This is a genomic window from Paenibacillus sp. JQZ6Y-1 (assembly GCF_040719145.1).
Classification (GTDB): Bacteria; Bacillota; Bacilli; order Paenibacillales; family Paenibacillaceae; genus Saccharibacillus; species Saccharibacillus kandeliae.
Genome location: NZ_JBFDUZ010000001.1, coordinates 3,002,794 through 3,028,647, shown reverse-complemented (window position 1 = coordinate 3,028,647; position 25,854 = coordinate 3,002,794). Strand labels below are relative to the sequence as shown.

Here is a 25,854-nt window from a genome sequence, read left to right as displayed (position 1 = left end):
CATCTGCTATACTGTAGGCATACGTACCCCCATCGATTGTGTCCGATCCCATGTCATTCTATTCCTATCTATTCTTATCAAAGCAAATCGATGTAAGTGGAATGTTTCTTGTATGCTCCACCCCAGCTCCTCACCAAAATTAACGACAAAGGGGTTAGACCTATGCCTTCATTATCTGCGGATCAACTGATTGACCATGAAAATCATGCTTGGGATGAACTGATGCAGCTGTTCACAGGCGGTCGCCATACATATATTCTTTTACCTGTCGATCGAGAAGAAAGTCGGCAAACACTGGAGCGATTACAAATCAGCACTCGTTCCTATCTGGGCGCTATCGCTTACGAAACAGGCGGTGTGCTTATTGATCATGGCTGGATCAAACTGCTGGGGTCGGGTGCGCCGGGCATATATGGCAGCTTGCGTTCGTGGAATGGGCTGCATGAGCAGCCAGTGCTGACAGAGATTCCGGGTATGCTAACGGTAGCATATGATGCGGCAGGCGGCTTTTTTGCACTGGATAATGGACGGTTTGGGCAGACTGGGCATATTTACTATTTTGCTCCTGATACATTGGAGTGGGAATCGACCGAGCTGGCGTATTCAGGCTTTATCAACTGGCTGGCGGTCGGCGATTTGCAGCAATTTTACGAGACCTTCCGCTGGGAAGGATGGCAAAACGAATCGACTTCATTAGGTGCAGATCGGGTCTTTTCATACTACCCGCCGCTCTGGACCAAAGAGGGCGGAGGCGATAGCAGCTACAAATCGCCAGTATCCGTCCGCGAAGCATGGGAGCTAGTGCTGGAACAGTATCAGGATGAACAGGCACAGCAAAAGCCACAGACAGATAGTACGCATGAAAGCAGTGAAATAGAGCATCATATTGATGTCATTGAGCAGTATTATAGTATTTGTTTTCCACTGGATTATTTGGAGTTTGTACGCCAATCGGGTGAAGAGGCATATCAATATACCGAAGAAGGGGAGCAAACCGATTGGGAAATTCATTTCTCAGCATTAGACGGTCAATTTATTGCCAATAACCGAGCGATGGTCAACGATGTAAACCCTGATCCGCAACGAATTATTCCGATTGCATGGAGTGTGAGCAGTGGGAATAATTATTTGCTGGATTATCGTTACAATCAGGCTGAACCTGCGGTGCTGCTGCTTGAGCATGAAGAAGCGATGGTGCGCGAGGATGCGGAAGCTGAAGCAGATCATGCAGAAGAAGCACAACAGCTGATGGAGGGCAATGTACGCAAAATCGCCGATAGCTTCGGTGCATTTATTCAACTGCTGAAAAAGCAAGAAACAAGCGTATTGTCCAGTGAGCCGCTGGCAGAATCGGAATAAGAGCAAGAAGAGGGATACATATAGCCTGTTGCACCACGATCCTTTGTAGGTCGCGTAGGAGTGGGAACAGGCTATTGATTTTGCAATCGTTATCCAACCCAAGAAGCAACGCAAAAAAAGAAGCCCACACTAAGCGGACTTCTTTTTTTGTGGATCTATATGCACAATCAGACGAATGATCGACTGGATTATGCAGCCTTCTACCTTGTCTCGTCGACCCAATTACAGATTCGGCGAAACGAGGATTTTAACCTGATTTTTCTCTTTGAGCAGTGCTTCAAAGCCTTGCTCCATAATATCGCCAAGCGCAATGCGTTTGGTAACCAGTTTGTCAGGTGCGAAGTAGCCTTGGCTCATCAGGCTGATTACCGCTGGGAATACATCGCGGTAACCGATAATACCAGCAATATTGCGCTCCTGCATAACAATCCGGTTCGGATGAATCGGAGCTTCTTTTTCAAAAATGCTGACGATCATAACCTGACCGCTCAGTTTGGTGGATTCAATCGCTTGTGTCAGTACAACTGGCACACCAGTTACTTCATACGCAACATCTGCGCCGCCTTCAGTCAGACGATGGATTTCTTTTACGACATCACCATCCGCTGGATTCAGACCAATCGCACCGAGCGATTCGGCTGTGTTGCGACGTTCTTCTGACAATTCGACAGCATAGATTTCCGCAGCACCGGAAGCTTTCAGTGCTTCAATAACGAGCAGACCGATAGGACCAGCACCGAATACAACAGCACGGTCACCGACTTTGAACTGGCTTTGGCGAACCGCATACAGTGCAACGGCAGAAGGTTCTACCAGCGCGCCTTGTTCAAACGATACGCTGTCTGGAATTTTGTGAACCATATGCTCATCGGCAACGACGTACTCGGAGAAGCCGCCACCACCGCCAGCAAGACCGAGGAAGCCCATTTTTTCACACAGATTGTATTTGCCTTGACGACAAGCAGTACATTCACCACATGCAAAAATAGGCTCAACTACAACGCGGTCGCCAGTTTGAAAACGAGTAACGCCTTCGCCAACTTCTACTACTTCACCGGAAAATTCATGACCCATTACGACAGGTGCTTCTTCCTGAGTGAGTGGATGCTTGGCACCTTGCGGGATAAAGATTGGACCTGCTGCATACTCATGCAGGTCACTACCGCAAATACCGCACCATTGGATTTTGATTTTTACTTTTCCTTTTTGCGATGCTGGTTCTTCGATCTGTTCTACACGTAAATCTTTTACACCATGCCATCTTAAAGCTTGCATTGAAGTCATCTCCCTGTAAGGCTGTAATTGGAATGTGTACACTGTTGAAATAGCAGGTTCAAGCGTTTGGTCAGGCGTGTTCGTAGGATTATATGTTCGTTCGCTACAGGCTTGGAAATTCGTTATGACAGCGCCAAATCACCGCTGAAGATGCTATCAACGAATGCAGTTTTAAAGTTTTATAGGAAACGTTTCCGAAATAAATAATGTCACACTTACGTCATAATGTCAAACCAATCCTATCCATAAATGGCGATAATGATAGTAGAAACGCAAAAACGATATAACAGCATCTTCATATGGATGTGTCATGGTTGCACACAGAGAATTTCAATATTAAATATATAAAATTTGAATATATGACTGATATAGAGCTTTTTCGTTTCCTTTCCTGTCATTACAAATGAGGTTTTCACAGCAGAAGAAGGATACGCATATTGCCATCCATTTCGGTCCATATACGGTTGATACAGTTGGTTAGGAATGGAATATGATATAATGTAAGCAAAACATGAATATTTGATTTTTAATTGGAAACATTTCCGTTTGTGAAGGGGTAGTCATATGGCTGAAAGAAAAAAGGTGACAATTGAAGATGTTGCAAAAGAGGCAGGTGTTGGCATTGCGACTGTCTCGCGTGCGCTTAATAACAGTGAAGGCATTAGTGCCAAAACGAGGCAACGTATTTTGCATATCGTTGAAGAAATGGGCTTTGTCCCAAATACATCTGCACAAAGTCTGAAAATCCGCCAAACGCGCCAAATTGCGCTAGCTGTACCGGATATTCGGAATGCGATCATTCCTGATATTGCTTGGTCGGTGGAGCAAGCCGCCAAGCAGCATGGTTATCGGGTAGTACAGATTAATATGCTGGGAAATGCACGATTGGAGCTGGAAACACTGCGCGAAGTGAAAAAGCTGCATGTGGACGGACTGGTGATGATGCCGCTTGCGTATCCAAAAACACTGGAACAGCTGATCAACCAATCCAGTCTGCCGATCTCGGTTATCAATTATAGTAAAAAGCTTAGCACTGATCTAAAAGCCGATATTGTCGGTATGGCACGCCCCGAGGGACGACTCGTCATGGATCATCTGCTGCAAATTGGTCGTACGCGAATTGCTTATGCTGGTGCGCCAAAAGATAAGATTGAGGAACGGTATCGGGCGTATGAACAGTCGTTGTCGCATGTGGATACATCGCTAGTGTATTTTGGTGAGGATTTTAACTTTGATACTGGTCGTCAGGCGGCAGACTATTTTTATAATTTGAAGCATATGCCGGATGCGATTTATGCAGTGAATGATATGGTAGCGATTGGCATCGTGAATCGATTCAAAGAGCTGGGTGTCAAGGTACCGGAGGATGTGGCGATTGTCGGGATTGATAACAATGTATGGACGACGATTACGACGCCACAGATTAGCTCGGTATCAATTATGGGTGCGGAAGTAGGGCGGTTAGCTGCTGAGTTGCTGCTTAAGCGTATCCAGTCCACTGATGCGCTGCCTTATGAGCGTGTGGAGTTTGAACCGCGTCTGATCGTCCGTGAATCCAGCTTATCTTCACATCGATATGTTCGTGGACAAGAGTGAGTGAACGTCGGCAGGGCATGTAGCCCAATGACTGCGAATTGCTCGATAAACGATTACAAAACAAACGACCCGACAGCTTACTCACCGTCGGGTCTTGCTTATTGCCTTCTTATAAATTAAATAATCCCTTGTTGCAGCATCGCTTCTGCGATTCGGCGGAAACCAGCAATATTGGCTCCAGCAACTAGATTGCCTTCAAAACCGTAGTTTTTCGCAGCTTGGACGCTATCACGATAAATATGCTTCATAATATCTTGGAGCTTGTGATCCACCTCGTCAAAGCTCCATGACAGACGCATGCTGTTTTGTGCCATTTCCAGTGCAGATACAGCGACACCGCCTGCATTGGCAGCTTTGGCTGGTCCAAATAGAATATCGTTATCCAGCAGCAGATGGACCGCATCCAGTGTGCTAGGCATATTAGCTCCTTCAGCAACCGCAATCAGACCGTTGCCGATCAGCAGGCGAGCGGCGGCAGCATCCAGTTCATTTTGCGTGGCACAAGGAAGGGCGATCTCGCAAGGAACACTCCAAATATTCGTGCTGCCGGGATGGTAGGAAGCTTCTGGATGATGCTTTACATAATCGCTGATGCGCCCGCCTTCGATCAGTTTGATGCGCTTGACCGTATCCAGCTTAATTCCGCTAGGATCAACGATATAGCCGCCGGAGTCACTGCACGCGACTACGATTGCACCTAGCTCTTGTGCTTTTTCCATAGCAAATATCGATACATTACCGCTGCCCGATACGACAGTACGACGCCCTTGCAGATGCAGCCCACGCGAAGCGAGCATTTCCTGTAAAAAGTAGATACAGCCGTATCCAGTCGCTTCCGTACGTGCCAGACTGCCGCCGTAACCGATGCCTTTTCCAGTTAAAATGCCCGGCTCATTGCCGCCGCGAATGCGTTTGTATTGACCAAACAGATACCCGATCTCGCGACCACCGACACCGATATCGCCAGCAGGTACATCCACATCAGAGCCGATATATTTGTATAGTTCCGTCATGAAGCTTTGGCAAAAGCGCATAATCTCCATATCGGATTTGCCCTTAGGATCAAAATCAGAACCGCCTTTCCCGCCGCCGATTGGCTGTCCAGTCAATGCGTTTTTGAATATCTGCTCAAAGCCGAGGAATTTGATAATACTGCTGTTCACTGTCTCATGGAAACGAAGCCCGCCCTTATAGGGACCTAGTGTACTGTTAAACTGTACGCGGAAACCGCGATTCACCTGTACCTGTCCGTGATCGTCTACCCAAGGAACACGGAAGGAGATAAGACGCTCCGGTTCAATCAGCCGTTCTAGCACTGCCTGCTTGCGATATTCAGGATGCTGCTCGATTACAGGCGCCATGCTTTCTAGAAATTCGTGAACTGCCTGATGGAATTCCGGTTCATTGGGATTGCGATTGATAACGGTATCATAAATCGATTGTATGTATATTTCCGTCGTTGATGTGTGATCTTGTACTAATTTGCTCATGCTTCTCCTACTCCTTTTCAGTTGGAATCATGTAAGCTTCAAGTCAGCTTTACATCATTATAGAGAGCAGAGTTTGAATGCGCCAATTGTTTATTTCATACATGCTCATAAAAATAATTTATAATTTACACATTTAAATTTGGGACATGCTATGTGAGGTGTTGATTATGAAGTCAATCTTCAATCAGAAATAAGCAAGTTAAAAGAGTGGAGAAAAACATACGAATAATGGCATAGATTCGTAATAGATTCATCTCTATTTCCAAATTGAAGGGTATCTATAATAAATTAGGTGATTTTAACCGTTATACATATGGATAACGATAGACAGCTATATAGAATAATTTGTGGCGCCATCATTAAGGATGGAATAGAAAGGAGGTGAGCAAATCACGATTCGGCGTTTTTGTCTGCACATTTTATTACCCATTTTGATAGGCAGTGTGATTTACATTTTGTATCGTAAGCCTACATTGCTCGTTTTTCAATGGATTGATGCAGTAGGGTTGCATTCCTTTATTGTAGGTTTACGTGCGCAAATGACATTGCCGTTGACATCGTTTGTTAAATATTCATTGCCAGATGGGTTATGGTGTTATTCGTTTTCTTATACGCTGTATATCATTTGGAAAGACAGCGGTAAACTGGCAAAGTACTTAATTGTAATTGGTATTCCATCCATTGGAATGATCAGCGAGTTATTACAGATTCCGGGTTGGATTCAAGGTACGTTTGATCTAAATGATGTACTAGCTTATGGTATGGCAGGTATGTTTTTATGTGTTATATCTAATTTAAAGGGGAATATAAATAGAGATGAAAAAAACAGTGGCGACTTTACTAGCATTTGTAATTTTTGGAGCGTTAGCGGCAGGGAGCATGGATAGCGACAAATCTTCTTCTGATAATACTAGCAGCAGTAAAAGTGGTACAAGTAGTGCATCATCGACAGAAAAACAGCAAACAGAACAAAAGGATAAGCAATTTTATATTGGTGATACCGTTGGTGTTGGAAATTTTGCAGTACTGGTACATACACCAGAGATCAAAAGCAGTGTGGGAAATCAATATTTGAAGCAGGAGGCAAATGGAGAATATTGGATCATTCCGGTATCTGTACGCAATGATGATAATGAAGCACGTATGATTACAATGGCAATGTTTAAACTGGTATCGAAAGACGGTACAAGTTACGATCCAGATTCTACAGCAATTATGTATATGGATTCTAAAAATAAATTGTTGCTTGATAAAATCAATCCAGGCATTCAAGCGGACGGTTACATTGTATTCGATATGCCAAAAGGTCAAAAAGCATCAAATTATGCTATAGAAGTTAATGATACGTTTAGTTTTACAGGCAATAGTCAGGCGACCATTCAACTAAGTAAAAAGAAATAGTAGGTTTTCTATTCTATCGTTAGTAATTAATAGCGCGAGCATTCAGAAATGAGAGCTTATATAAGATAAAAAGACTGCTCCCATAAGGAGCAGTCTTTTTTTTGCGCTATCTTTACCCTATGCTTCAGCAAATGGTGTTTATTTCAAATTCCAACGATGTATTTTGCCATCGCCAAGTGTTGTATACACCGCACGATCCGCATAGCTTTGTACAAAAGGATCGAGCCAATCGGGACTGGTAGCATACGACAGAGCTACATTCAATGTGTTCGGATTCAATACATACGTGTTTTGCGCCAGATTCAGCATCAGATTCCCATTCACATTGGTCGTCAGATCGGTTGTCTCATCTGCCAGTTCATTGAAGGTGTGAGTCGCGATTTTACCTTTGGGTGAGTACAGATCAAGTGTCATCTTAGATGGGCTGTAGGTAGCATAACCAGAACCAACAGGCTGCACAAACGCATCGACCAGAATCAATCGACCCCATAGCAATGTACCGCTAGGTGAGAATCCATACAGCTTGTCCTGCGTGCTATTTGCTTCGGCGCGGATCACCACCGATCCATCTGCCATGACCATTTGACCAGCATTTAATTCACCGAATACGTAAGCGCTCTTCGGTAATTGGTAAGCAAATACCTTTTTCAAACTCAGATCATATGCAGCAATTTGTGGGCTATATGGATTGCCCCAGATTCCCGATTGATCCTTGACGAGTGGGCTAACAATGAACAGAACGCGGTTCTGCTGAATACCTAGCAGTTGCCCTTTTACCGAGCTACGATTTAGTAGCTTGCCGTCTGCCTGAAATCGAAGCAGATCGGTTGTATAAACACCTTTGCTGTTGTAATCGTGCTGAACCGCCGCTACGATAGAGCCATCCTGCATCACCTGAAAGTCGATAATATCGCCATTACTTTGACGCGGCAACGAGCGAATCCAATTCAGTTCACCAGAGCTGTTGATCGAGTAGAGACGGTACGTATTGTCGGAAAAGGATTGAAACACATAAGCTGTGCCAGAGGCGGTGAATTTGTAGAGACTGTACAGCGTGTATGGACCTGCGGATTGGTGAAACGTATACGTCCATTTTACTTTACCGGTATTCTGATCCAGCGCCTTCAGACTGTCTACACTCCAGCCGTATTGTGTTGAGGCAGAGCCTTTATACGGAATCAACTGCGAAATATGTACATAGACCAGCTTTTTAGCGGGAACGACATACGTATCTCCAATGACTGATTGTGATGCGTCTTTGACCAGTACGGATGTGGTGAGCAGATTGTCGGACGTCCATGCTTTTTGCGGCTGTAACGAAGCAGGAGATGCAGCGGATGCTGTGGGCGTAGAAGCTGCTTTGGAAGACGTAGATGGGCTGGCTGCATTTGCTGAGCTACTGGATGAAGCAGCGGTAGTAGTGACGGATGCAGAGGGGGTACTAGCTGATTGGGCATAAGCAGACAGCGGGGCAATCCAGCTGGCACTCAGCAGAGCAGCCGTTAACAGAGAATAGCCTATATACGATACTTTGTGACGGGAAGCCATAGTGATTCCACCTTTATTCATGAAATGTATTTCCATATCCTTACTATTGTAGACATAACCGTTGTACAGAAGAAGATAGGAAAAGTAACAATTTGTTTGCCGAAATGATACTTTATCTAGTCATAACTATGTATACGAAAAAAACACCGAATCCGCTATCATAGCGAATCCGGTGTACTGGTACCTGTTATTGCATTAGATGGAAGCCAGCGGCGCTTTGATGTCATCCGCTTCGTCGCGAATATCGCCGACGATCTCTTCCAAAATATCCTCCATCGTGACCAAGCCAACTATCCGTCCATCCACGCCACTAATAGCAGCCATATGCACACGATGTTGCTGCATGCTGAGTAGTACTTCGCGCAGCGAAGCAGTCTCGACAAAGGTAGGTAGCTTGTGCAGGAAGCCCGACAATGCACCGGAGCGTCCAGCAGCAATCGCAGTCAATACTTCCTTACTGTGAATAAAGCCGATTAGCTTGCTATCATCTGCTGCGGAAGTGACTGGGTAACGCGTATATTCGTACTGACTCAACCGAGCGACCAGATCGGCTTGCGGCAGCTGTTCCGCAATAGTGATCATGCGTTCCGCAGGAATCATAATCTCGCTTAGTGTGCGATCGTCAAATGCAAAGATATTTTGCAAATAGGTCTGCTCGGTCTGGTTGATCTCGCCGCTCTCAAAGCTTTGCTCAACCAACCATTTTAACTCTTCCTCCGAGTGAACGGTATCGTGACCGGCAGGCTTCACGCCGAACACACGCAGCAGCAGTGTAGCCGAGCCGTTCAACAAGCGAATAACTGGCGCCATCAGACGACCAAAACGATACAGAGAAGGGGCGAGCAGTAATGTCATTTTCTCGGCAAATTGAATCGCCAGCGTCTTCGGTGCAAGTTCGCCGATGACGACGTGTAGGAACGTAATTACCGCTAACGCGATACCATACGATAATACCGTCGAGACCGCTTCCGGTACAGCAAACCGTTCAAATACCGGATGTAGCATTCGTTCTACTGTCGGTTCACCAAGCGCACCGAGTACGAGAGCCGTAATCGTGATACCAAGCTGACAGGCGGACAGATAATAGTCGAGGTCGGTGGCAACTTTTTTTGCCATGACCGCTTTTTTATTGCCATCTGCGATCAATTGATCCAGACGTGACATACGTACTTTCAAAATCGCAAATTCCGCTCCGACAAAAAAGGCAGTAAGACCGATAAATACCGCGACCAAAAACAGATTTAAGCCAATAGTTCCGTCCAATGATTTCCCTCTTGCGAGGGATTCACCTCCATATGAATCATGTGATAAATGCTTGTTATGCTTCCTGTGCTGGGCTGTAATTCAACGATACCCATGTGATCTGCATATCGTCCTTTTCGGTAACCGTCCAGATGCGTTCCGCCTGTTCCAAACGTTCACCTTCACCAATATCTGTTCCTTTATGATGCAAAATCCAGCCACCAATCGTATCCGTGTCATACCGATCATCAAAGGCGATGCCAAAGCGGCGTTCCAGATCATCCAATAGCACGCGCCCATTGATCAGGTACTGCCCTTCACCCGTTTGGCGAATATCGTTCACCTCGTCGGCATCGAACTCGTCACGAATCTCACCGACTAGCTCTTCCAGTACATCCTCCATCGTCAGCAAACCGGCAGTACCACCGTATTCATCGACAACAAGTGCCATATGCACACGTTTCTGCTGCATTCGCAGCATTGCCTGCTGAATCGGCATTGACTCCGAAATGAAAGGCAACGGACGAATAAACTCGTCCAGCTTAGCGGTGGTGCCGTTAATAATATGCGGCAGCATCTTCTTCGCATTGATCATTCCAATAATCTGGTCCTTATTTTCATCTGAGGTGACTGGATAACGAGTGTAGTAATGCTCGTCCAAGATACTCACAATCTCACTGTAATCCAGATCGCGATCCAGTGTGACCATCTGCGTACGCGGAATCATAATATCGCGTGCTACTCGTTCGTCGAATGAAAAGACATTTTCCATATAGGACAGCTTGGTTTCGTTAATCTCGCCGCCTTCATAGCTTTGCGTCATAATAATCTTCAATTCGTCTTCTGAATATACCTGTTCATGTCCGGCAGGCTTTACGCCAAAGGCACGGAGCAATACGCGGGACGTTCCGTTCAGCGCCCAGATCAACGGATACATAATCCGTCCGAACCAATAGAGCGGGCTTGCCAGTAGCAATGTCATCTTCTCTGCAAACTGAATCGCCAGCGTCTTCGGAGCCATTTCACCGACAACAACGTGCAGGAACGTGACAAGGAAAAAGGCAATCGCATACGAAGCAACCGAGGCTGCGGCAGCCGAAATGTTGAAAAAGTCGAATACCGGATACAGCAGCAGCTCTACCGCCGGTTTACCGATTGCACCAAGTCCGAGTGCTGTCACCGTAATACCGAGCTGACAGGCAGACAAATAATAGTCCAGATCATGGGCAACTTTTTTGGCGATGATTGCTTTTGTATTGCCTTCTTGAATCAGCTGGTCAAGTCGGGATGCCCGTACCTTAACGACGGCAAACTCGGAAGCGACAAAGAACGCGGTTAATGCGAGCAGTACAACCAGAATAAACAAATTGATTATCGTTGTTAGGTCCAATGATTTCCCTCGTGCGAGGGATTCACCTCCACAATAGAAATAGTAAACTAAGAGATGTTCGATGCTGCATGCCTTGAAGGACATGTAGCTTTAAGCAGATGTGTATTTCAAGTGATAAACGCTGTCATTTCCATATAAATCCTGTGATGCAAACATCAATCTTCCTATACAGGACTCAATCTTCCGATGTAAAACTCAATTTTAACTTTGGGGCATTATAAACGTGCGCCCATCCGACAGTGGATTCGTTCGGTTACATGATCGCCTATTACGCAGAAATTCCGTATGAAGGAGACAATATACAGGAACGGAGAAATCAGTATAAATTGCTAACGCCTTCCCAAGTCTGTTGCCTCCTTCCATAGAGTAGTGCCTATAAGTATAACATAAACACATCCATACCATACAGTATCACGTTATGGTTTGAAATTTTGTCAAATCCTTGACAGAAGAAGGGGATTATGACGATTTAGATAGCAAGGATGACGATATCGCTTAGAATTGGTAAAATGATACAAGTGCAAAGAGGAAATAAATTAAAAAAAGCTGAAGGGAGGGAGAATATGAATTTTGTTATATTGTTTGGTCCGCAGGCGGTGGGCAAAATGACAGTAGGTCAGCATTTGGCAGCAAAAACAGATTTCAAATTGTTTCACAACCACATGTCGATTGATTTAGTATCGCAGTTTTTCGATTATGGGACACCTGCTGGCAAGCGTCTAGTCGGTCTGATCCGCCAAGGAATATTTGAAGAGGCAGCAAGAAGTGAATTAAAAGGATTGATTTTCACGTATGTCTGGGCGTTTGATTTGCAAAGTGACTGGGACTACATAGAAGAAACGTTAAATGTATTTAAGTCGTCGGGTGCAAGTATCTATCTGGTCGAATTGGAAGCGAATGTGGATGAACGACTGCTGCGTAATCAAACGGAAAATCGATTGCATCACAAGCCGAGTAAACGTGATCTTGCTTGGTCGGAAAACGAGTTATTGAATACACATCAGCAATATCGCTTGAATTCACTGCCGGGTGAAATTCAAACGGCAAATTATATACGGATCAATAATACAGAATTATCCCCAGAAATAGTAGCAGATATGATTATACAACGATTTGAATGGGAGTGAAGAGACAATGATTTTAGGATTATATGAAGCTCATGTGCCGGTTAGCAATCTGGCGCAATCGATTGAATTTTATTCCAAACTGGGTTTGGAGCTAGCATGGAAAAGTGAAGATATCGTATTTTTCTGGATCGAAAAAGAAAAAAGCTGGCTTGGATTGTGGGCAGGGAAGGAATATGCGACACCTTATCATCCATCGCTACGACATTTTGCGTTTCGAGTCAGTTATGATCATCTCAAGGAAAGTGTACAGTGGTTAAGAGCATTGGATATTGAACCCGTGCCTTTCCGCGAACGTACGACGATTGATCCATTTGTAAGACCTAATCAGGGGAATGCTTCGGTTTATTTTGAAGATCCAGATGGCAATAGCTTGGAGTTCATGTGTTTTGTGGATGTACCGGAAGAGATGAAGCATATGACGGAGATGTTGTCTTTGGAAGAATGGGAACTCGCGTGTGCGAAGTATCGTCAAAATGTGGAGTGACATACATCATCGAGATTCATTCGTTAGCAGGAGGCTTCATAAATGAATAAAACATCTATCGTAGTGATCGCACTGACATGCTCGGTTATCATCGGTCTGTCGATCGTAAGTGGCTTTTACATATTGAGTACGTCTGCGAATGCTAGAGCGACAACGGAGAGCGATCATTCGGAAGCCATACCGTCGAGTGTACAAATGGATGTCATGAATGAGCAGGAGGTTGCTGCGTATCTTGGAGTCGATGTAGCTGATGTAGAGGCTATTTTACAAAAGGATAAAGCGACCAAGCAGCAAATGGGCGGAGGCATCTACGATCTGTATCAATTCCTGCCGTATCTTCAAACTGCATCCGGCAAAAAGATGTTCTATAAAAAGCATGTAGATGGTTGGGTTGATTACCAAACTCAAAAATATAATCCGGCAAGCCATTCCTAGCACGATAATCCTGCCAGCAATTTCTTAAAACATACGAATAGCGTCCGATTCTACTGTGAGTTGAATCGGACGTTATTTTGACTTCGACTTAGCATGAAGATGCACTTGTTTAGCATACAACCATACGACAAAAGGAATGAAGATAACCATATCAAAAGCAAAAACTGAAAAGGGAGGGACAATCATGCAGAAAATTATGATTATCGGCTGCTCCGGGGCTGGCAAATCGACGTTGGCGAGAAAGCTTCATGAGCTGTTACAGATTCCGGTCATTCACATGGACGCGCATTTCTGGCAAGCAAACTGGCAGCCGACGGACAAACAACAGTGGAAGAGAGTGGTCGAAGAATTTGCACAGGCAGACCGCTGGATTATCGACGGCAATTACGGAAGCACGATAGATATTCGTCTTCAATATGCCGATACGATCATTCATCTGGACATGCCGCGCTGGCTCTGTTTGTACCGCGTGATCAAGCGACGTATGCAATATCATGGCAAAAGCCGCCCTGATATGAACGAAGGCTGCAATGAAAAGATCGACTGGGCATTTATCAAATGGATATGGAATTATCGCAAACGAAGCCGTCCACAAACGTTAGATAAATTGCGCAACGTCGAAGGTCAGAAGCGGATTATTACGATTCGCAATTCGCAGCAATTACGTGCATTTCTGAAGCAGCTTTCTACATAGCGTCCCGTCGTTTCAGTCCTTGTTTGCAATAGAAATGGAGAACAGTATGATTATGGGTAGCTATGCTAGCTTAGATGCTATGTCCGTGAGGTAGATGTTCAATATTATTTTGTTGATCACAATCGCTCCAAATAAAAACAACTCGCCAGTTTATGGGCGAGTTGTTAAGGTGCTGCAATAGAGTCCATTCATACATAAAATCATGTGCATCGTACAATAAAACAGATACAAACGAAACAGATTCGCAACAGTGATCGTATTATTGTTCAAACATATGCTTGGTCGCCTGATACATCTCATCCGTGTATTTATCAATGTCATCCCGTGACATGCGCATCCGACTCACTGACGTGCCATAGCCAATTTCCAAATGCCCAGCTTCCAATCCTGCAAAGATACCATCTGCAAATTCATTCAGCGGTTCGCCATGGATATGCAGACCTGAGCCACCCAGATTGGTGTTGACAGCAGGCGGAGCAATCTCGATCACTTCCACTGATGTATCGCTCAATTGATGACGTAGACTCATCGTAAAGGAATGCAGCGCTGCTTTGGTCGCCGAATAGATCGGAGCAATGACAAATGGCGTAAATGCTAGCCCAGACGTCACATTCAGAATAGCTGCTGCGGATTGTTTAGCAAAATAAGGTGCAAACAGCATTGCCAGATGGAATGGGGCTTCGATGTTGGTCGTAATCTCGCGATTAAATTCGCTCCAATTGGTTTTGGCATCTGAATGAAGGACATGGAAACGCTGCTGAATTCCAGCATTGTTGACTAATACATTCACATCAGGATACGTGGTTGTCACCCAGTCAAAGAGGGCGATGCGCTCTGCTTCTACATCCAGATCACTAACACGGGTGATCAGCTCAGGAAACCGCTCCTTCGCTTCGGCAAGCGCTTGCTCACGCCGTCCACAAATGATCACGGTATTACCTGCACGCAAAAATCGTTCTGCAAAAGCCAGTCCAATACCTGCACTTCCGCCTGTGATGACAATCGTATTACCGTTCAGTTTCATAGAGAATACCTCTTTTCTAGGTTTGGTTTATAGAGTGGTTGGGGATTCTGTGTGGGATTGCAGTTGCTTTTGGTAACGTGTGATTTTGGAATCCATCGCATCTAGTGCTTCGTGCATAAATGAGATTTCGTCCAGTACCGCTTGCTTATGCTGCTGCATCATGTCCAAACGCTGCGGTATTGTATGATTACCCTCAATCACCCAGTCTATATACTGCCGAATAGTACGGATGGGCATATGTGTATTTTTCAGATATATGATGAGCTTGAGCAGCAACATCTGATGCTCTGAATACAAACGGCGTCCCGCTGCATCGCGCTCCACCAGCGGCAACAATCCTTTTTTCTCATAGAAGCGCAGCGTCGATTCCGGCAAACCAAAATGCGCCGCTGCTTCACCAATGGATATATAATTCATCTGAAGGCCTCCAAGTGGTTGCAGTATATTTTCGATATCGATAATTTCATGATAGGACTTAAACCATGGTTCATGTCAACCTAAAAATGAGGGGGAGAATGAGATGGACGAGTTAAAAGAGTTTCGGCAATTTTTGCGATTTTTATTTTTATTGATGCCAACGATTCTCACAACGATGGTACTGATTGAATTTTTTCCGGCTACAGGTTTCGGCAGAATTATAACAGTTCCATTTACGTTCTTGGTGAATATTATTATTGTCGGGATAGCAATGTTGATTCGGTATCGCAAAACATGGTTCGTCATTACCAAAGTAAGTTTGACTGTAATCATTACAACCATCATCACGATTTATATGTATCCGCAAGAGTCTGGTCCATCAGTCGTTCAACAAGTACAACAAGCAGCCCAAGCGATTACCTATATTGACACTCTGGATAGAACATATCTTCAGTATGACGCCTTCGACCATGAAGCAGAGTATGTTGTAGCATTGTACAAATTTAGAAATGAACTACCAATGGATGGTACATACCAGCTGTACGATAGAGGAAATGGAACCTACTATAGCTCCGATTCCGCTATTTACAATATGCAGGACATTCCGAAGAAGTTAGAAAAATTCCATAAACTTATGTGGATTTATATGCTGGCCTTTAAATAAAAAAGAGAGCCGAGCATGATTTACTACAAGTACAAGAAACCGATCTCAGGCTATGGGATATACAACTGGGATGAGTTGGGCATCTAATCATGCACCTATCTGATTCCATAAAATCATCTATACAAATAAACAGTGCCTTTTCGCCATCTCCTTTACTTCCAAGGACATATGCGAAAAGGCACTGTTTGTTTGCAATCCGTTCTATCTATTCGTTACCAACCCTATCTACTTCTTACCATCCGTCTCTGTTCGTTACACCTGTTCTTCCCACAGCTTGGCTTGATATTCCTTCACCTGTTGCTCGGAAGCTTCGGGGTACACATTGCGGAATGGGTGGTGCTTAGCGTCGATGATTTCGACCATTTTCTCGATCATATCCTGCGGATCAAATTGCTGGGCGAGCATTTTTTCGCCCTTCAGCAGATCGGCACGTTTGGTGAAATTGGTCTTTTCGTCATACCATTTTTCTTTTTCGGCAAACATCATATCGTTGAATCCAGTCTTGAAAGGACCCGGATTGATCGTAGCAACTTGTATATTAAATTCAGCCAGCTCATCCTTGAGTGCCTGTGCAATGGCTTCCACCGCATGCTTAGATGCGCAATAGGGACCGAGATACGGGGTTACACTCAGACCAGCGATTGAGCTGATAAAGATGATCTTCCCTTTTTTCTTCGCCACCATTTGTTTGGCAACCAGCTGAACCAGCTCCAACGAACTGAATACATTGGTTTCAAAAATCTGGCGCAGATTCTCGACTGGCAATTCCGCAAGTGGACCACCTTGTCCAATCGCAGCATTGGCAACAAATACATCAATATCGTATTTATCCACCTGAGCACGATCCAGCGGATTGTTCACGTCCAGCTTGAACACCTCGATATTCAAACCCTGTTCCTTAGCATAGTCCTGCAATGGTGGAACCTGAGAGATCGTTTCAACGGTAGCAATAACCTTGTGCCCTTTTTGTGCAAGTCCAATGGCAGCGCCTTTTCCGAGTCCGGTTCCTGCACCTGTGATGAAAATGGTCTTTTTCCCTAGCATGTCGTCATCCTCCTGTTCGTTGATCATTCTCATTCCTGTTCGTACTGCATTTACCCGGACAGGGAGAACGTCAATCATGGGAGAATAGGATGGTTCGACAAACTGCCGATGGATTTACTTGGAGGTGGGAGCATGAGACGCGGCTAGCTCGTCTTCCAGCAATTCAATCTCTTCACCAGCTTGCTGGCGCATATGGATATTTTTCGTTCCCCATGCGCACATAACCTCCACAATTTGGATGGCAGTAACGCCATATGGAGTCAGACTGTATTCGACGCGGGGCGGCATTTGCTCATATACTTTGCGCTCGACCAGACCGTCGCGTTCCAGCTCGCGCAGCTGCTGAATCAGTACCTTTTGTGAAATGCCTGTAATGCTGCGCTCTAGCTGTCCGGTTCGTTTAACACCAGTCATCAGCAGACAGACGATTAGCGCTTTCCATTTGCCCCCGATGATCTCCAAGGTAGCTTCAATGCCCAGATTATATTGTTTCATGATCTCAGTCCTTTTTCTTTCAGTTTGCCCATACATGGTCGTTGGGATATATGGAAAAGATGTACTCGATGACATCAATGACAGATCCATTTCTGTTCCTTGTAGACAGGCATCTTACCTTAAACCTTTATTTTGTCATAGACAATGATCGTCGTCCAGTACCTACCTTCAGGTAAGTATCTTACTTCATTGTGTGTATTTTCATCCTGTACAGGCAGTAGCATAATGAGTGTATTCCGAAATGCAGGAAGATGTATGCAACCCATGACTATGACAGAGAGACGGAGAGGGAGAAGAATATGAGAAACACACTGGTTATACTGGCACATCCGAATTTGGAGGTATCGCGGGTCAATCGTCGCTGGCAGCAGGAGTTGGTGAAGCATCCGCAGGAAGTTACTTTGCATGAATTATACAAAGAATATCCTGATTGGCAGATCGACATCGCCCGCGAACAGCAATTGTTGGAGCAATACGATCATATTATTTTACAATTTCCGCTGTACTGGTATAGCTATCCGCCCTTGCTGAAAAAATGGATGGATGAAGTATTCGCTTACGGCTGGGCATACGGATCGACAGGAGATCGTTTGAAAGGCAAACACTTCAGTGTCGCGTTGTCCATCGGCAATCACGAAATCAACTATTTGCCGGGTGGCTCGGTTCAGTTTACCGTAGAGCAGGTTCTAGCTCCTTTTAAAGCAAGTCTTCATCATGTCGGCGCTGTCGAGCTTCCGCATTTTGCCTTTTTCGGCGCTTCCTTTCAGGCGACAGACGAACAGGTGGAGCAGAGCGCTGTTGATTATGTCGAGTATATTCGCAATGGCTCCGCTGTGGTTGAACAGAGATAATATTCGATGCGACATTGCATCGTTATATGATTTTTCGCATCGCATAACAGGCTAAAAACAACAACCTGTTTTCTGCCCAGTAACCGTAAGTAATCTCGCTATAACTGTAAACGATCTTTGTTATCGTACAAAATAAGGTCTGCAATACACCAAAACACTCTTGCCTAATCGTAAGAGTTTTTTTGGTGTATTGAAACATTTTTACACATGCAAACGTCATCAACATTACATACATAAATTAGGAGGTTGTCCAATATGCGTAAATGGATCACAGCTGTATTGATTCTCACCAGTCTATGTCTAATCTATAGCCCCATGTCTTCTTTAGCCAAGGCGAACAGTATAGTTCGTATAAACGAAGTAAGTATTGAACTCGGTGGAGACCGTTACAGCGTCACCCTGACCAAGCCTGTCTATATTAACAACGGAAGAGTGCTGCTGCCTGTTCGTGAAATCGGTCAAAACGCCAGTCTCCGTACATTCTGGAATGCTACGAGCAAAACGGTCTCCCTATACGGAGCCGAGCACACAATTCAACTGACCATCGGCAGCAAAACAGCGATGGTAGACGGCAAGAAAACCAGTCTTGACGTACCCGCTCAGATTATCAATGGAGTGACCTATCTTCCTTTAAAATTCATTGCCAGCGGGTTAAAGCAGACCGTATCATGGGATGCAGCCAACCGGAGCATTTATCTGCCTTCCTCGTATGTGATGGGCATGGATCAGAATCTCACCTACTGGATCAACCGTGATACCAAAAATATATACCAAGCCATCGGACAGCAAAAAGGCAAAATGATCGGCAAAGTAAAAATCGATCTGTACTATTCGACGGATGTTGAAGTGAAGAAACTGTCCGATTCATCTGCTTATATCAAAGCCACCGAAGCAGTAGGTGTTGACAATCGGATTCGTACTACAGACCGTCTCATTGCAGCCAATCATAAGATTATCAAAGAAGGATTTCTGCCTATCGTCGGTGATTTTATAGATACTAGTATCGATACCAGCAATGGCGAATATGTATTCACAAACGGCAAACAAACCGATTTCGTAACACCGACAGGTAAACAAACATCATCTTACAATCTGGCTCAGAAGCTGAATCCAGACTACAGCTATTTGGTCGAGCATGCCGAAGCCCCATTCCTGATCGTCCGCGAGTACGAAACCCAGCATCTGATTGTATACAATCGGGAAACTGGCAAAGCTGTCTACTTACACGAAGTATTGAATCTGCCAGCAAAAGAAAAACAATTCCTAATCCAAGCTGCCGCCGACCGTTCTGAATATACTTCAGAGAGCACCATCATTACGTTTGTTAAAAACAATAATGGTACGCTATCGTTCCGTTACAAATTCCCCTCCGATAATTCGGTTCATGTGTATACGTATAAGCTAGATTGAAATATATAGACACATAGAAGGGGATTCTAATAATTATTGAAAAGCCGATTCCCCCCATTTGGCTACGCTCACCAATCTGGCTATACAGTTATGGCAGATCATATAGAGGTATAGTTAAGAATATATTTACAAAAAATATTAAATTATTTTTTAGAAAACATGAGCATAAAATGAACAACAGAAGGTAATGGAGTGTATACTCTACTCAGCGCATATCCTCCATTACCTCATCCATCTTGTTGGGCTTATGGAAAGTTTTGGTGGGATACATACGATATTAAAAAATCTAATGTTACTCGACAGAAATTTGGAAGAAGGTGCGTGAACAATGAGCAACATCTATCGTATTCAAACGAAACGATCGAAGCGTTATGCCGATTCGGAAGTGAAGCCAGAAGGACAAGTAAATCCGCATTTTAGCGATATCCTCATCGATGGTATCTCTATTTACGAGATGCTGAAAAAGCACGATATGATTCCGTGCTTTGGCTGGGGAATCCAAGAGCATCAGCAGCAAATGGTAGATTACTTTTTGCTGAATGATCGGCATCCTTATCTGTATTATCGTTATCCCCTGCTGGTTTGTCCGTGGTGCGGTGATGAGGAATGTGGCTTCATTTCGGTATTTGTGGAGCGTGAAGGAGATACAGTAACATGGCAGGATTTTAGATTGGGTGAAGAGGGTGAATTACTTCCATTGGGTCCTTTTACGTTTGAATGGGAGGAATATGAACAAGCGATTCGCGGTACATATGTAGAACGAGAGTAGATTAGTACCGTAATCTATATCAAAGGAGTGAGTAACAGTATGGCGATCAGCAGCAAAGGAAGAAGAAAAATCGTATGCTTGGATCGGGATTTTTACTGGTACGTTGCCCCTGATTGGGAAGATGCGGGGCAAATCAAACTTCATATTATTTCTCAAGATAGAAAGTTTGTTGTTTCTTATCATATTGGGCAATCTCATCAAACCGATTGCCTTCCTTTTATCGTCGTTCAAGGCAAACAGTTCGAGGGACTAGCGATGGATAACGGATATTATAAAAGAGTGTTGACTCCGTTGTGGGAAGACGATGTGATCACACCAGCTACAGTCGCTAAGATCATTCATTGGAGCTTTTCAACAGAAGTAAAAGTGCTTCAAGATGAGAAAGATTCATTATAATTGTAGAAGTAATACCAGCAAAGTTCATATTCTATGATGAAAGGAATACGTCTATGGAAACAGTAAGTGAAGCGTTAGTATCTCAATGTATAGTGGTGTTGCGAAAAGACATAGGGATTGCTCAGTTTGAGAGCTGGTTATACGAATACAGTGAATTACTCGAGGAAGAATTAGATTATGGTACCTATTTAGAATGAATAAGCATCAACTATACATCCAAGTTTGTTTTGCAAGCAGGAAAAATAGAATTTGTTTCATCTGGTACATATATTGATAAAAAAAGCGAACAAGAAAAGCTGGAAGAAAGATATTAGAGTTGAATACGATAAATATATATAGTAGTAATCAATCTATTTAAGAGTAGAGTCCAAAAGCACGAGGTGTAATATGACTGTTGATGAAAAGCAAAAAGATGATTGTAAATATGATACATTGTCTATTGAGATGGAAGTAGATATTAAAAGAGTCTACAAGAATATAAGCAAAGTAAAAGGGAAAATGGTTTCGGTTGTCGACTGGAAGCTAGTGGTATATATCAATGGGAATAAATTAGCTCATGATGAAGTGTTGGTAGTCGAAGAATTCTTTAACACGCTACTTCGTCCAGGTGTATATCCACTATTTACATGCTCATGCGGTATTTTTGGCTGCGGTGGGTATTACGTTGAGATTATTCATGATGAGCAAAGTATAACTTGGCTGACGGAGCAAATCCCGTTTGAAGCTCCTCAACTGATCCCGTGTAGTATATTTATTTTCCAACGCGATCAAGTGATGAAAGTAGCAGAAGAACTACAACAAAATCTAGATAAACTTCAAAATATCATTATGGAACAAAAGAAGCTCAATCATTAAAGCTAGCATATGAACTATTAACAGGTAAGTAAGCCATTAACATGAGTTGAGTTATCAGGGTAGCTAATGATTAATTATATGATAAGGCAGGCGGAAGAATCGTATGAAATTTCAATTTGAACAGTTTTCTTGTGATGTAGATGTATTTTATAAAGAGCAGGATGTATTACTCCGATTTTATGATGTATCCAAAGAGCAAAGTGAAAGCGAGATTATGAATTTGGTTATTGTAGATCCGGGTTATGGTTACCTATGTATTAAGTTTAAAGGCGATTCAGCTTTGCTAAGCGGCTATTTAGATGATAAGATTTTTCATTCAGACGAGATAGTAGAAGCATTACTACACTATATTGAAGATTTGTTTCCACACACAAGAAATATGTATATGCCCTACCACATAAAGCGTGTACGAGAAAGTAGTTATGTAGAATATAATGGTGAATATTAAATACATTTTATAGATGTGTGCGAATGATATAGCAAGCGTACAATGTTAAAATGTATAGTAAGTTGCTCCGCTGCGAATGATTTTACATAACAGTAGCATATTCATCATATATACCAAGCTAGATATAGATCATCCATATAGCTACAGAGTGAAAGGAGAATGCACCATGAAACACGCACTTGTCATTGGTGGATCAGGAATGCTATCCCAAACTTCATTATGGCTTGCCGAGCAGGGTTATACTGTATCAATTATTGGTAGAGATAGTGCTAAGCTGCATCGATTAGCCAATGTAAATCCTCATATCATCCCCATTCCGGTCGATTATAGCAACGACATCGAATGTAGAAACGCAATCAAGCAATCCATATCTGTAAACGGCAGTTACGATCTGGTAGTCGCTTGGATTCACGGAGACGGCATACCCGTTATCCAGCTATTGGATAGCGAAATACAGGAAGTACGTAGCGAGAAGTGGAAGCTGTTTCATGTGTTGGGTAGTGGAGCCGATGTGAAGGCGTATGTGCAGACAGTCGGCAAGCTAGAACATTGTGAATATCATCAAATTCAGCTTGGGTTTGTGATAGAGCAGGACGGTTCACGCTGGCTGACTCATCATGAAATTGCTAATGGAGTCATTGCAGGCATGATTGGCGAATCCAGTTATCATTTGGTTGGAACATTAACCCCGTGGAGCCAAAAACCGTAATCAAACAGTCAGCAGTGAAAAATGAAAATGTTCACGCAAGGAGAGATACATAATGCCCAAAAAAAGAAAAACACTGCCCAAAAACTTCGACCAACTCATTGAAGCAGGCGACCTGTCCGCATTGAAAGAAGTATTCAATCAATGTGAATGGGATGCGCGGGGCGGCTACAGCAAAGAGCCAGCTTTGAGCTTTTACAATGTACCAGCGGAGCTCATCCGTTGGCTGGTGGAGCAGGGTGCAGATATACAGGCAGCCGACAACTATGGGAAAACACCGCTGCATCACCATGCGAGAAGCTGGTGCGGGCATACGGCATTGCTGCTAGAACTGGGCGCAGACCTAGAAGCAGTGGATTACCAAAATGAGACTCCGCTGTTTGCTGCTCATGGTTCGTTCAAGCCAGATGCGGTTCGCATATTAATTGGTAGCGGCGCGAATATCCATGCCAGAAATAAGCGGAATCAGACGCCGCTGGAAAAAGCATTGGCTGAATGCAGAAATATAAACATTGTGGAAATGGCAGAGATTGCAGCGTTCATGCTTGATTTGGGAATCGTGATTACTCCAGCCATGAGAGATCATGTGAAGCGGATTGGAAGCGAGTTCGAATTTCATCGGGCAGGGTTCAATGAGGAGTATATAGAGCAGACCGATCAGGCACTGACGCGTTTATATGAATTATTCGAGGTTGAACCAGTCGCAAAGCGTCATATGCACGATGGTGTATCGCCCATCACCGTATCCACGAAGGGCTGGCAGCAGCAGCACGCCGAACTATGGAAGCTCCTTATTCCATCCAGTGGTTCCGCACAAACGGTGCAAGGGGAAGTCATTCGGATTACAGGCAAAATTTCTTACGAGATTCTGGATCATGGTGGGATAAATTGGGATCAGCAATTCCGTAGTATGCTGCAAGGATTGCTGCATCATTTCAGTATAGGTACGCCATTGAGCGATGCCGAACTTGCAGAAGCGCAAGCATTGGCAGACCAACTTCACAATGGAAATGGCACAGATGAACCTGCCAGATTATGCGAGTTGGCAGTAGAGTGGGTGCTGCTCAATCCACAACCGATCCTGCTGGGAGCACCCGGATATACGCGATAATAGGTAGTGCTGACGATGAAGTGAAGACAAGAAGCTATGCTAAGGCGTGATCACTGCATGTATGCGAGTCCCCTCTGATACCATTCATTTTATAATAGGCAGGATGAAGAACGATGAGCTAGGATGTGATAGTATTTCATTTAACGGGAGATGTCGAAGATATTGAGGATATGAACGAGGACCCAATGCTACCTTTGGGAAGTCAACAGAAGGTAATGGAATGTACGAATCTTGGGATAAGAATTCCTTCGTACAGAATGACGGAGTTTTTATCTATACGCATGATAGCACTCTGACTGCCGAGCAGCGCAAAGAATCTCCCTGATGATACAATAGAAGGTGAATGCCACTTCTTTTCCTATCATGAGGGAGATTCTTTTTATTCACTCATCTACAGTATAGTTTGAACAATCCGTATATCTGGAAGTTGCTGCTTCGTACGCGCCACATGCCCGATGCGTGAAGCAAGCTTACGAAACGGACCAAAGCTGGCAATCCGTATAAACGTCTGCATCGTTCCAACGCCCAGTTTGGTCTGCGGGTAAAAGAAGTCCGGCGCGCCTGGTGGCAAATGCTGCGCTTTATCAATGATGGGACGCATCCATTGCTCATACTTGTCGAGACAAGTTCGGATACTAGCTACATCATTGGATTCCGATTGCGATAGGAACGCTGCCAGAACGTATCCACCAATCAATGCCAGCGAGGAGCCGCCACCGCCGATCGGAGTCACGCACCATGCCGCATCGCCTGTAACACACACTCTGCCTTCCGACCATGTGGACATCATAATCTGGGTCAAATAATCAAAATAAACATCCTTCGAGGTCGCAAATCCATTGACCACTCGTTCATCCTGCCAGCCAGCTCCGGCAAAAATGTCCCGTAATTGAGCACGAGCTTCATCAGACGGCATCGCGGCAAGGCTATTCGCGCGGTCCTTGAATGCTAGCATCGCACGAATCGTTCCCTGATTATCTGGACGTAGTGAAATCTGGCGACCAGCTGTAGCCGTATACCAGCGCCACCAACGGTCATCCTCAGCGGTGCGTTCAATTGTTCCGTAGGCGATATTAAGCCCAAGCTCGCGTCGGGATACACGGTCGCCGAACAGGGCATCCCGCGTTTTGGAACGAACGCCTTCCGCGATAATGAGCAGATCGTAATATTCCGTTTGCCCGGAATGCAGTTGAATCTCCACCTGCTCGTCATGATGAATCACATCATCAATCCATTCGCCGTACCGAATATCGATACTTGGTGGAAGAGATTCCAGTACAATACGTGCTAGATCACCGCGTAGAATCTCTAGCTCCGCTGTCATTCCATCCGAATCCTCTACTGGAAAGGCACCGACCACCTGCCCTTTTTCATTCACAAATGCCGTGCCTTCCTCGGTCGTAGTTTGCTGGCGTACCTGATCTTCCAGTCCCATCTTTTGCAAAACTTCGCGTGCAATGCCGCGTACATCGACATTTTGTCCCCCATCTCGAAATGCGCTGGCGCGCTCAATAATGGTGACTTCCCAGCCTGCTTTACTCAACCAGAAAGCCGTGCTGAGTCCGGCAATACTTGCACCCGAAATAAGCGCTTTGTGAACGTTCATGCTTTTGCTCCTCTCAG

General features: G+C 44.4%; 26 protein-coding genes. 16 read left to right on the top strand and 10 right to left on the bottom strand.

All coding sequences use genetic code 11. The features are described 5' to 3' along the window. Nucleotides 1–162 precede the first annotated feature (162 nt). Nucleotides 163–1,359 carry a DUF2625 family protein gene (locus ABXR35_RS12865; RefSeq protein ID WP_367060535.1) on the top strand — a complete coding sequence of 399 codons (1,197 nt, stop codon included), beginning with the start codon at nt 163–165 and terminating at the stop codon, nt 1,357–1,359. Between the two features lie 222 nt (nt 1,360–1,581). Here ABXR35_RS12865 and ABXR35_RS12860 read toward each other — a convergent pair whose 3' ends face one another. After that, nucleotides 1,582–2,634, bottom strand: a complete 1,053-nt coding sequence (locus ABXR35_RS12860) for a 2,3-butanediol dehydrogenase (RefSeq protein ID WP_367060532.1) — start codon at nt 2,632–2,634, stop codon at nt 1,582–1,584. A 564-nt stretch (nt 2,635–3,198) separates the two neighbouring features. Here ABXR35_RS12860 and ABXR35_RS12855 point away from each other — a divergent pair. After that, nucleotides 3,199–4,230: a LacI family DNA-binding transcriptional regulator gene (locus ABXR35_RS12855; protein ID WP_367060529.1), complete on the top strand. Its 1,032-nt coding sequence runs from the start codon at nt 3,199–3,201 to the stop codon at nt 4,228–4,230. Nucleotides 4,231–4,346: 116 nt separating this feature from the next. Here the strand turns inward: ABXR35_RS12855 and gdhA are convergent, their stop codons facing one another. Next, nucleotides 4,347–5,720, bottom strand: a complete 1,374-nt coding sequence (gene gdhA / locus ABXR35_RS12850) for an NADP-specific glutamate dehydrogenase (RefSeq protein WP_367060526.1) — start codon at nt 5,718–5,720, stop codon at nt 4,347–4,349. A gap of 816 nt (nt 5,721–6,536) precedes the next feature. Between gdhA and ABXR35_RS12845 the strand changes: the two genes are divergently transcribed. After that, nucleotides 6,537–7,121 (top strand): DUF4352 domain-containing protein, encoded by a 585-nt coding sequence (locus tag ABXR35_RS12845; protein WP_367060523.1) that lies wholly within the window; start codon nt 6,537–6,539, stop codon nt 7,119–7,121. A gap of 138 nt (nt 7,122–7,259) precedes the next feature. On the opposite strand, the gene ABXR35_RS12840 is transcribed toward ABXR35_RS12845, so the two are convergent. The 3 genes from ABXR35_RS12840 to ABXR35_RS12830 all read right to left on the bottom strand — a co-directional run bounded on the left by ABXR35_RS12840 (nt 7,260) and on the right by ABXR35_RS12830 (nt 11,301). Beyond that, nucleotides 7,260–8,669: a hypothetical protein gene (locus ABXR35_RS12840; protein WP_367060520.1), complete on the bottom strand. Its 1,410-nt coding sequence runs from the start codon at nt 8,667–8,669 to the stop codon at nt 7,260–7,262. A gap of 195 nt (nt 8,670–8,864) precedes the next feature. Then, nucleotides 8,865–9,932 (bottom strand): hemolysin family protein, encoded by a 1,068-nt coding sequence (locus ABXR35_RS12835; RefSeq protein WP_367060517.1) that lies wholly within the window; start codon nt 9,930–9,932, stop codon nt 8,865–8,867. 55 nt (nt 9,933–9,987) lie between these two features. Beyond that, on the bottom strand, nt 9,988–11,301 hold the full coding sequence (locus tag ABXR35_RS12830; RefSeq protein WP_367060515.1) for a hemolysin family protein: 1,314 nt from the start codon (nt 11,299–11,301) through the stop codon (nt 9,988–9,990). 563 nt (nt 11,302–11,864) lie between these two features. Here ABXR35_RS12830 and ABXR35_RS12825 point away from each other — a divergent pair. From ABXR35_RS12825 to ABXR35_RS12810, 4 genes are all read left to right on the top strand, one after another. Continuing rightward, nucleotides 11,865–12,428 (top strand): DEAD/DEAH box helicase family protein, encoded by a 564-nt coding sequence (locus ABXR35_RS12825; RefSeq protein ID WP_367060513.1) that lies wholly within the window; start codon nt 11,865–11,867, stop codon nt 12,426–12,428. A 7-nt stretch (nt 12,429–12,435) separates the two neighbouring features. After that, nucleotides 12,436–12,912 (top strand): VOC family protein, encoded by a 477-nt coding sequence (locus tag ABXR35_RS12820; protein WP_367060510.1) that lies wholly within the window; start codon nt 12,436–12,438, stop codon nt 12,910–12,912. Nucleotides 12,913–12,954: 42 nt separating this feature from the next. Then, on the top strand, nt 12,955–13,347 hold the full coding sequence (locus ABXR35_RS12815; RefSeq protein WP_367060507.1) for a hypothetical protein: 393 nt from the start codon (nt 12,955–12,957) through the stop codon (nt 13,345–13,347). A 184-nt stretch (nt 13,348–13,531) separates the two neighbouring features. Next, nucleotides 13,532–14,041: a DNA topology modulation protein gene (locus ABXR35_RS12810; protein WP_367060504.1), complete on the top strand. Its 510-nt coding sequence runs from the start codon at nt 13,532–13,534 to the stop codon at nt 14,039–14,041. A gap of 259 nt (nt 14,042–14,300) precedes the next feature. On the opposite strand, the gene ABXR35_RS12805 is transcribed toward ABXR35_RS12810, so the two are convergent. After that, nucleotides 14,301–15,065, bottom strand: coding sequence for an SDR family oxidoreductase (locus ABXR35_RS12805; protein ID WP_367060501.1), 765 nt, complete (start codon nt 15,063–15,065; stop codon nt 14,301–14,303). Nucleotides 15,066–15,092: 27 nt separating this feature from the next. Beyond that, nucleotides 15,093–15,482 carry a MerR family transcriptional regulator gene (locus tag ABXR35_RS12800; RefSeq protein WP_367060498.1) on the bottom strand — a complete coding sequence of 130 codons (390 nt, stop codon included), beginning with the start codon at nt 15,480–15,482 and terminating at the stop codon, nt 15,093–15,095. A gap of 103 nt (nt 15,483–15,585) precedes the next feature. On the opposite strand from ABXR35_RS12800, the gene ABXR35_RS12795 reads away from it, so the two are divergent. Further along, a complete protein-coding gene (locus ABXR35_RS12795; RefSeq protein ID WP_367060495.1) occupies nt 15,586–16,146 on the top strand; it encodes a hypothetical protein in 561 nt (186 codons plus the stop codon). A 252-nt stretch (nt 16,147–16,398) separates the two neighbouring features. On the opposite strand, the gene ABXR35_RS12790 is transcribed toward ABXR35_RS12795, so the two are convergent. Continuing rightward, entirely contained in the window at nt 16,399–17,190 is a 792-nt protein-coding gene (locus ABXR35_RS12790; RefSeq protein WP_367060492.1) for an SDR family oxidoreductase, read from the bottom strand. Between the two features lie 114 nt (nt 17,191–17,304). Next, nucleotides 17,305–17,685 (bottom strand): winged helix-turn-helix transcriptional regulator, encoded by a 381-nt coding sequence (locus ABXR35_RS12785; protein WP_367060490.1) that lies wholly within the window; start codon nt 17,683–17,685, stop codon nt 17,305–17,307. A 299-nt stretch (nt 17,686–17,984) separates the two neighbouring features. Between ABXR35_RS12785 and ABXR35_RS12780 the strand changes: the two genes are divergently transcribed. The 8 genes from ABXR35_RS12780 (at nt 17,985) to ABXR35_RS12745 (ending at nt 24,231) form a co-directional block, all read left to right on the top strand. Next, nucleotides 17,985–18,536 carry an NAD(P)H-dependent oxidoreductase gene (locus ABXR35_RS12780; protein ID WP_367060488.1) on the top strand — a complete coding sequence of 184 codons (552 nt, stop codon included), beginning with the start codon at nt 17,985–17,987 and terminating at the stop codon, nt 18,534–18,536. A gap of 255 nt (nt 18,537–18,791) precedes the next feature. Continuing rightward, nucleotides 18,792–19,946, top strand: coding sequence for a copper amine oxidase N-terminal domain-containing protein (locus ABXR35_RS12775; RefSeq protein ID WP_367060486.1), 1,155 nt, complete (start codon nt 18,792–18,794; stop codon nt 19,944–19,946). Between the two features lie 328 nt (nt 19,947–20,274). After that, nucleotides 20,275–20,715, top strand: a complete 441-nt coding sequence (locus ABXR35_RS12770) for an oxidoreductase (RefSeq protein ID WP_367060484.1) — start codon at nt 20,275–20,277, stop codon at nt 20,713–20,715. A 39-nt stretch (nt 20,716–20,754) separates the two neighbouring features. Beyond that, the gene (locus tag ABXR35_RS12765; protein WP_367060482.1) at nt 20,755–21,111 is read left to right on the top strand and encodes a hypothetical protein; all 357 of its coding nucleotides are present in this window, start codon (nt 20,755–20,757) and stop codon (nt 21,109–21,111) included. Nucleotides 21,112–21,498: 387 nt separating this feature from the next. Next, nucleotides 21,499–21,966: a hypothetical protein gene (locus tag ABXR35_RS12760; protein ID WP_367060479.1), complete on the top strand. Its 468-nt coding sequence runs from the start codon at nt 21,499–21,501 to the stop codon at nt 21,964–21,966. A 103-nt stretch (nt 21,967–22,069) separates the two neighbouring features. Then, nucleotides 22,070–22,414, top strand: a complete 345-nt coding sequence (locus ABXR35_RS12755; protein WP_367060476.1) for a hypothetical protein — start codon at nt 22,070–22,072, stop codon at nt 22,412–22,414. Between the two features lie 166 nt (nt 22,415–22,580). Continuing rightward, nucleotides 22,581–23,123: a Rossmann-fold NAD(P)-binding domain-containing protein gene (locus ABXR35_RS12750; protein ID WP_367060473.1), complete on the top strand. Its 543-nt coding sequence runs from the start codon at nt 22,581–22,583 to the stop codon at nt 23,121–23,123. Nucleotides 23,124–23,175: 52 nt separating this feature from the next. Then, on the top strand, nt 23,176–24,231 hold the full coding sequence (locus tag ABXR35_RS12745; protein WP_367060470.1) for an ankyrin repeat domain-containing protein: 1,056 nt from the start codon (nt 23,176–23,178) through the stop codon (nt 24,229–24,231). Between the two features lie 391 nt (nt 24,232–24,622). Here ABXR35_RS12745 and ABXR35_RS12740 read toward each other — a convergent pair whose 3' ends face one another. Next, nucleotides 24,623–25,837, bottom strand: a complete 1,215-nt coding sequence (locus ABXR35_RS12740) for an FAD-dependent monooxygenase (protein WP_367060467.1) — start codon at nt 25,835–25,837, stop codon at nt 24,623–24,625. Nucleotides 25,838–25,854: the final 17 nt, after the last annotated feature.

Coding starts and splice junctions, on each gene's coding strand:
- ABXR35_RS12865 (WP_367060535.1), top strand. CDS start 163: ATGCCTTCATTATCTGCGGATCAACTGATTGACCATGAAAATCATGCT.
- ABXR35_RS12860 (WP_367060532.1), bottom strand. CDS start 2,634: ATGCAAGCTTTAAGATGGCATGGTGTAAAAGATTTACGTGTAGAACAG.
- ABXR35_RS12855 (WP_367060529.1), top strand. CDS start 3,199: ATGGCTGAAAGAAAAAAGGTGACAATTGAAGATGTTGCAAAAGAGGCA.
- gdhA (WP_367060526.1), bottom strand. CDS start 5,720: ATGAGCAAATTAGTACAAGATCACACATCAACGACGGAAATATACATA.
- ABXR35_RS12845 (WP_367060523.1), top strand. CDS start 6,537: ATGAAAAAAACAGTGGCGACTTTACTAGCATTTGTAATTTTTGGAGCG.
- ABXR35_RS12840 (WP_367060520.1), bottom strand. CDS start 8,669: ATGGCTTCCCGTCACAAAGTATCGTATATAGGCTATTCTCTGTTAACG.
- ABXR35_RS12825 (WP_367060513.1), top strand. CDS start 11,865: ATGAATTTTGTTATATTGTTTGGTCCGCAGGCGGTGGGCAAAATGACA.
- ABXR35_RS12820 (WP_367060510.1), top strand. CDS start 12,436: ATGATTTTAGGATTATATGAAGCTCATGTGCCGGTTAGCAATCTGGCG.
- ABXR35_RS12815 (WP_367060507.1), top strand. CDS start 12,955: ATGAATAAAACATCTATCGTAGTGATCGCACTGACATGCTCGGTTATC.
- ABXR35_RS12810 (WP_367060504.1), top strand. CDS start 13,532: ATGCAGAAAATTATGATTATCGGCTGCTCCGGGGCTGGCAAATCGACG.
- ABXR35_RS12805 (WP_367060501.1), bottom strand. CDS start 15,065: ATGAAACTGAACGGTAATACGATTGTCATCACAGGCGGAAGTGCAGGT.
- ABXR35_RS12800 (WP_367060498.1), bottom strand. CDS start 15,482: ATGAATTATATATCCATTGGTGAAGCAGCGGCGCATTTTGGTTTGCCG.
- ABXR35_RS12795 (WP_367060495.1), top strand. CDS start 15,586: ATGGACGAGTTAAAAGAGTTTCGGCAATTTTTGCGATTTTTATTTTTA.
- ABXR35_RS12790 (WP_367060492.1), bottom strand. CDS start 17,190: ATGCTAGGGAAAAAGACCATTTTCATCACAGGTGCAGGAACCGGACTC.
- ABXR35_RS12785 (WP_367060490.1), bottom strand. CDS start 17,685: ATGAAACAATATAATCTGGGCATTGAAGCTACCTTGGAGATCATCGGG.
- ABXR35_RS12780 (WP_367060488.1), top strand. CDS start 17,985: ATGAGAAACACACTGGTTATACTGGCACATCCGAATTTGGAGGTATCG.
- ABXR35_RS12775 (WP_367060486.1), top strand. CDS start 18,792: ATGCGTAAATGGATCACAGCTGTATTGATTCTCACCAGTCTATGTCTA.
- ABXR35_RS12770 (WP_367060484.1), top strand. CDS start 20,275: ATGAGCAACATCTATCGTATTCAAACGAAACGATCGAAGCGTTATGCC.
- ABXR35_RS12765 (WP_367060482.1), top strand. CDS start 20,755: ATGGCGATCAGCAGCAAAGGAAGAAGAAAAATCGTATGCTTGGATCGG.
- ABXR35_RS12760 (WP_367060479.1), top strand. CDS start 21,499: ATGACTGTTGATGAAAAGCAAAAAGATGATTGTAAATATGATACATTG.
- ABXR35_RS12755 (WP_367060476.1), top strand. CDS start 22,070: ATGAAATTTCAATTTGAACAGTTTTCTTGTGATGTAGATGTATTTTAT.
- ABXR35_RS12750 (WP_367060473.1), top strand. CDS start 22,581: ATGAAACACGCACTTGTCATTGGTGGATCAGGAATGCTATCCCAAACT.
- ABXR35_RS12745 (WP_367060470.1), top strand. CDS start 23,176: ATGCCCAAAAAAAGAAAAACACTGCCCAAAAACTTCGACCAACTCATT.
- ABXR35_RS12740 (WP_367060467.1), bottom strand. CDS start 25,837: ATGAACGTTCACAAAGCGCTTATTTCGGGTGCAAGTATTGCCGGACTC.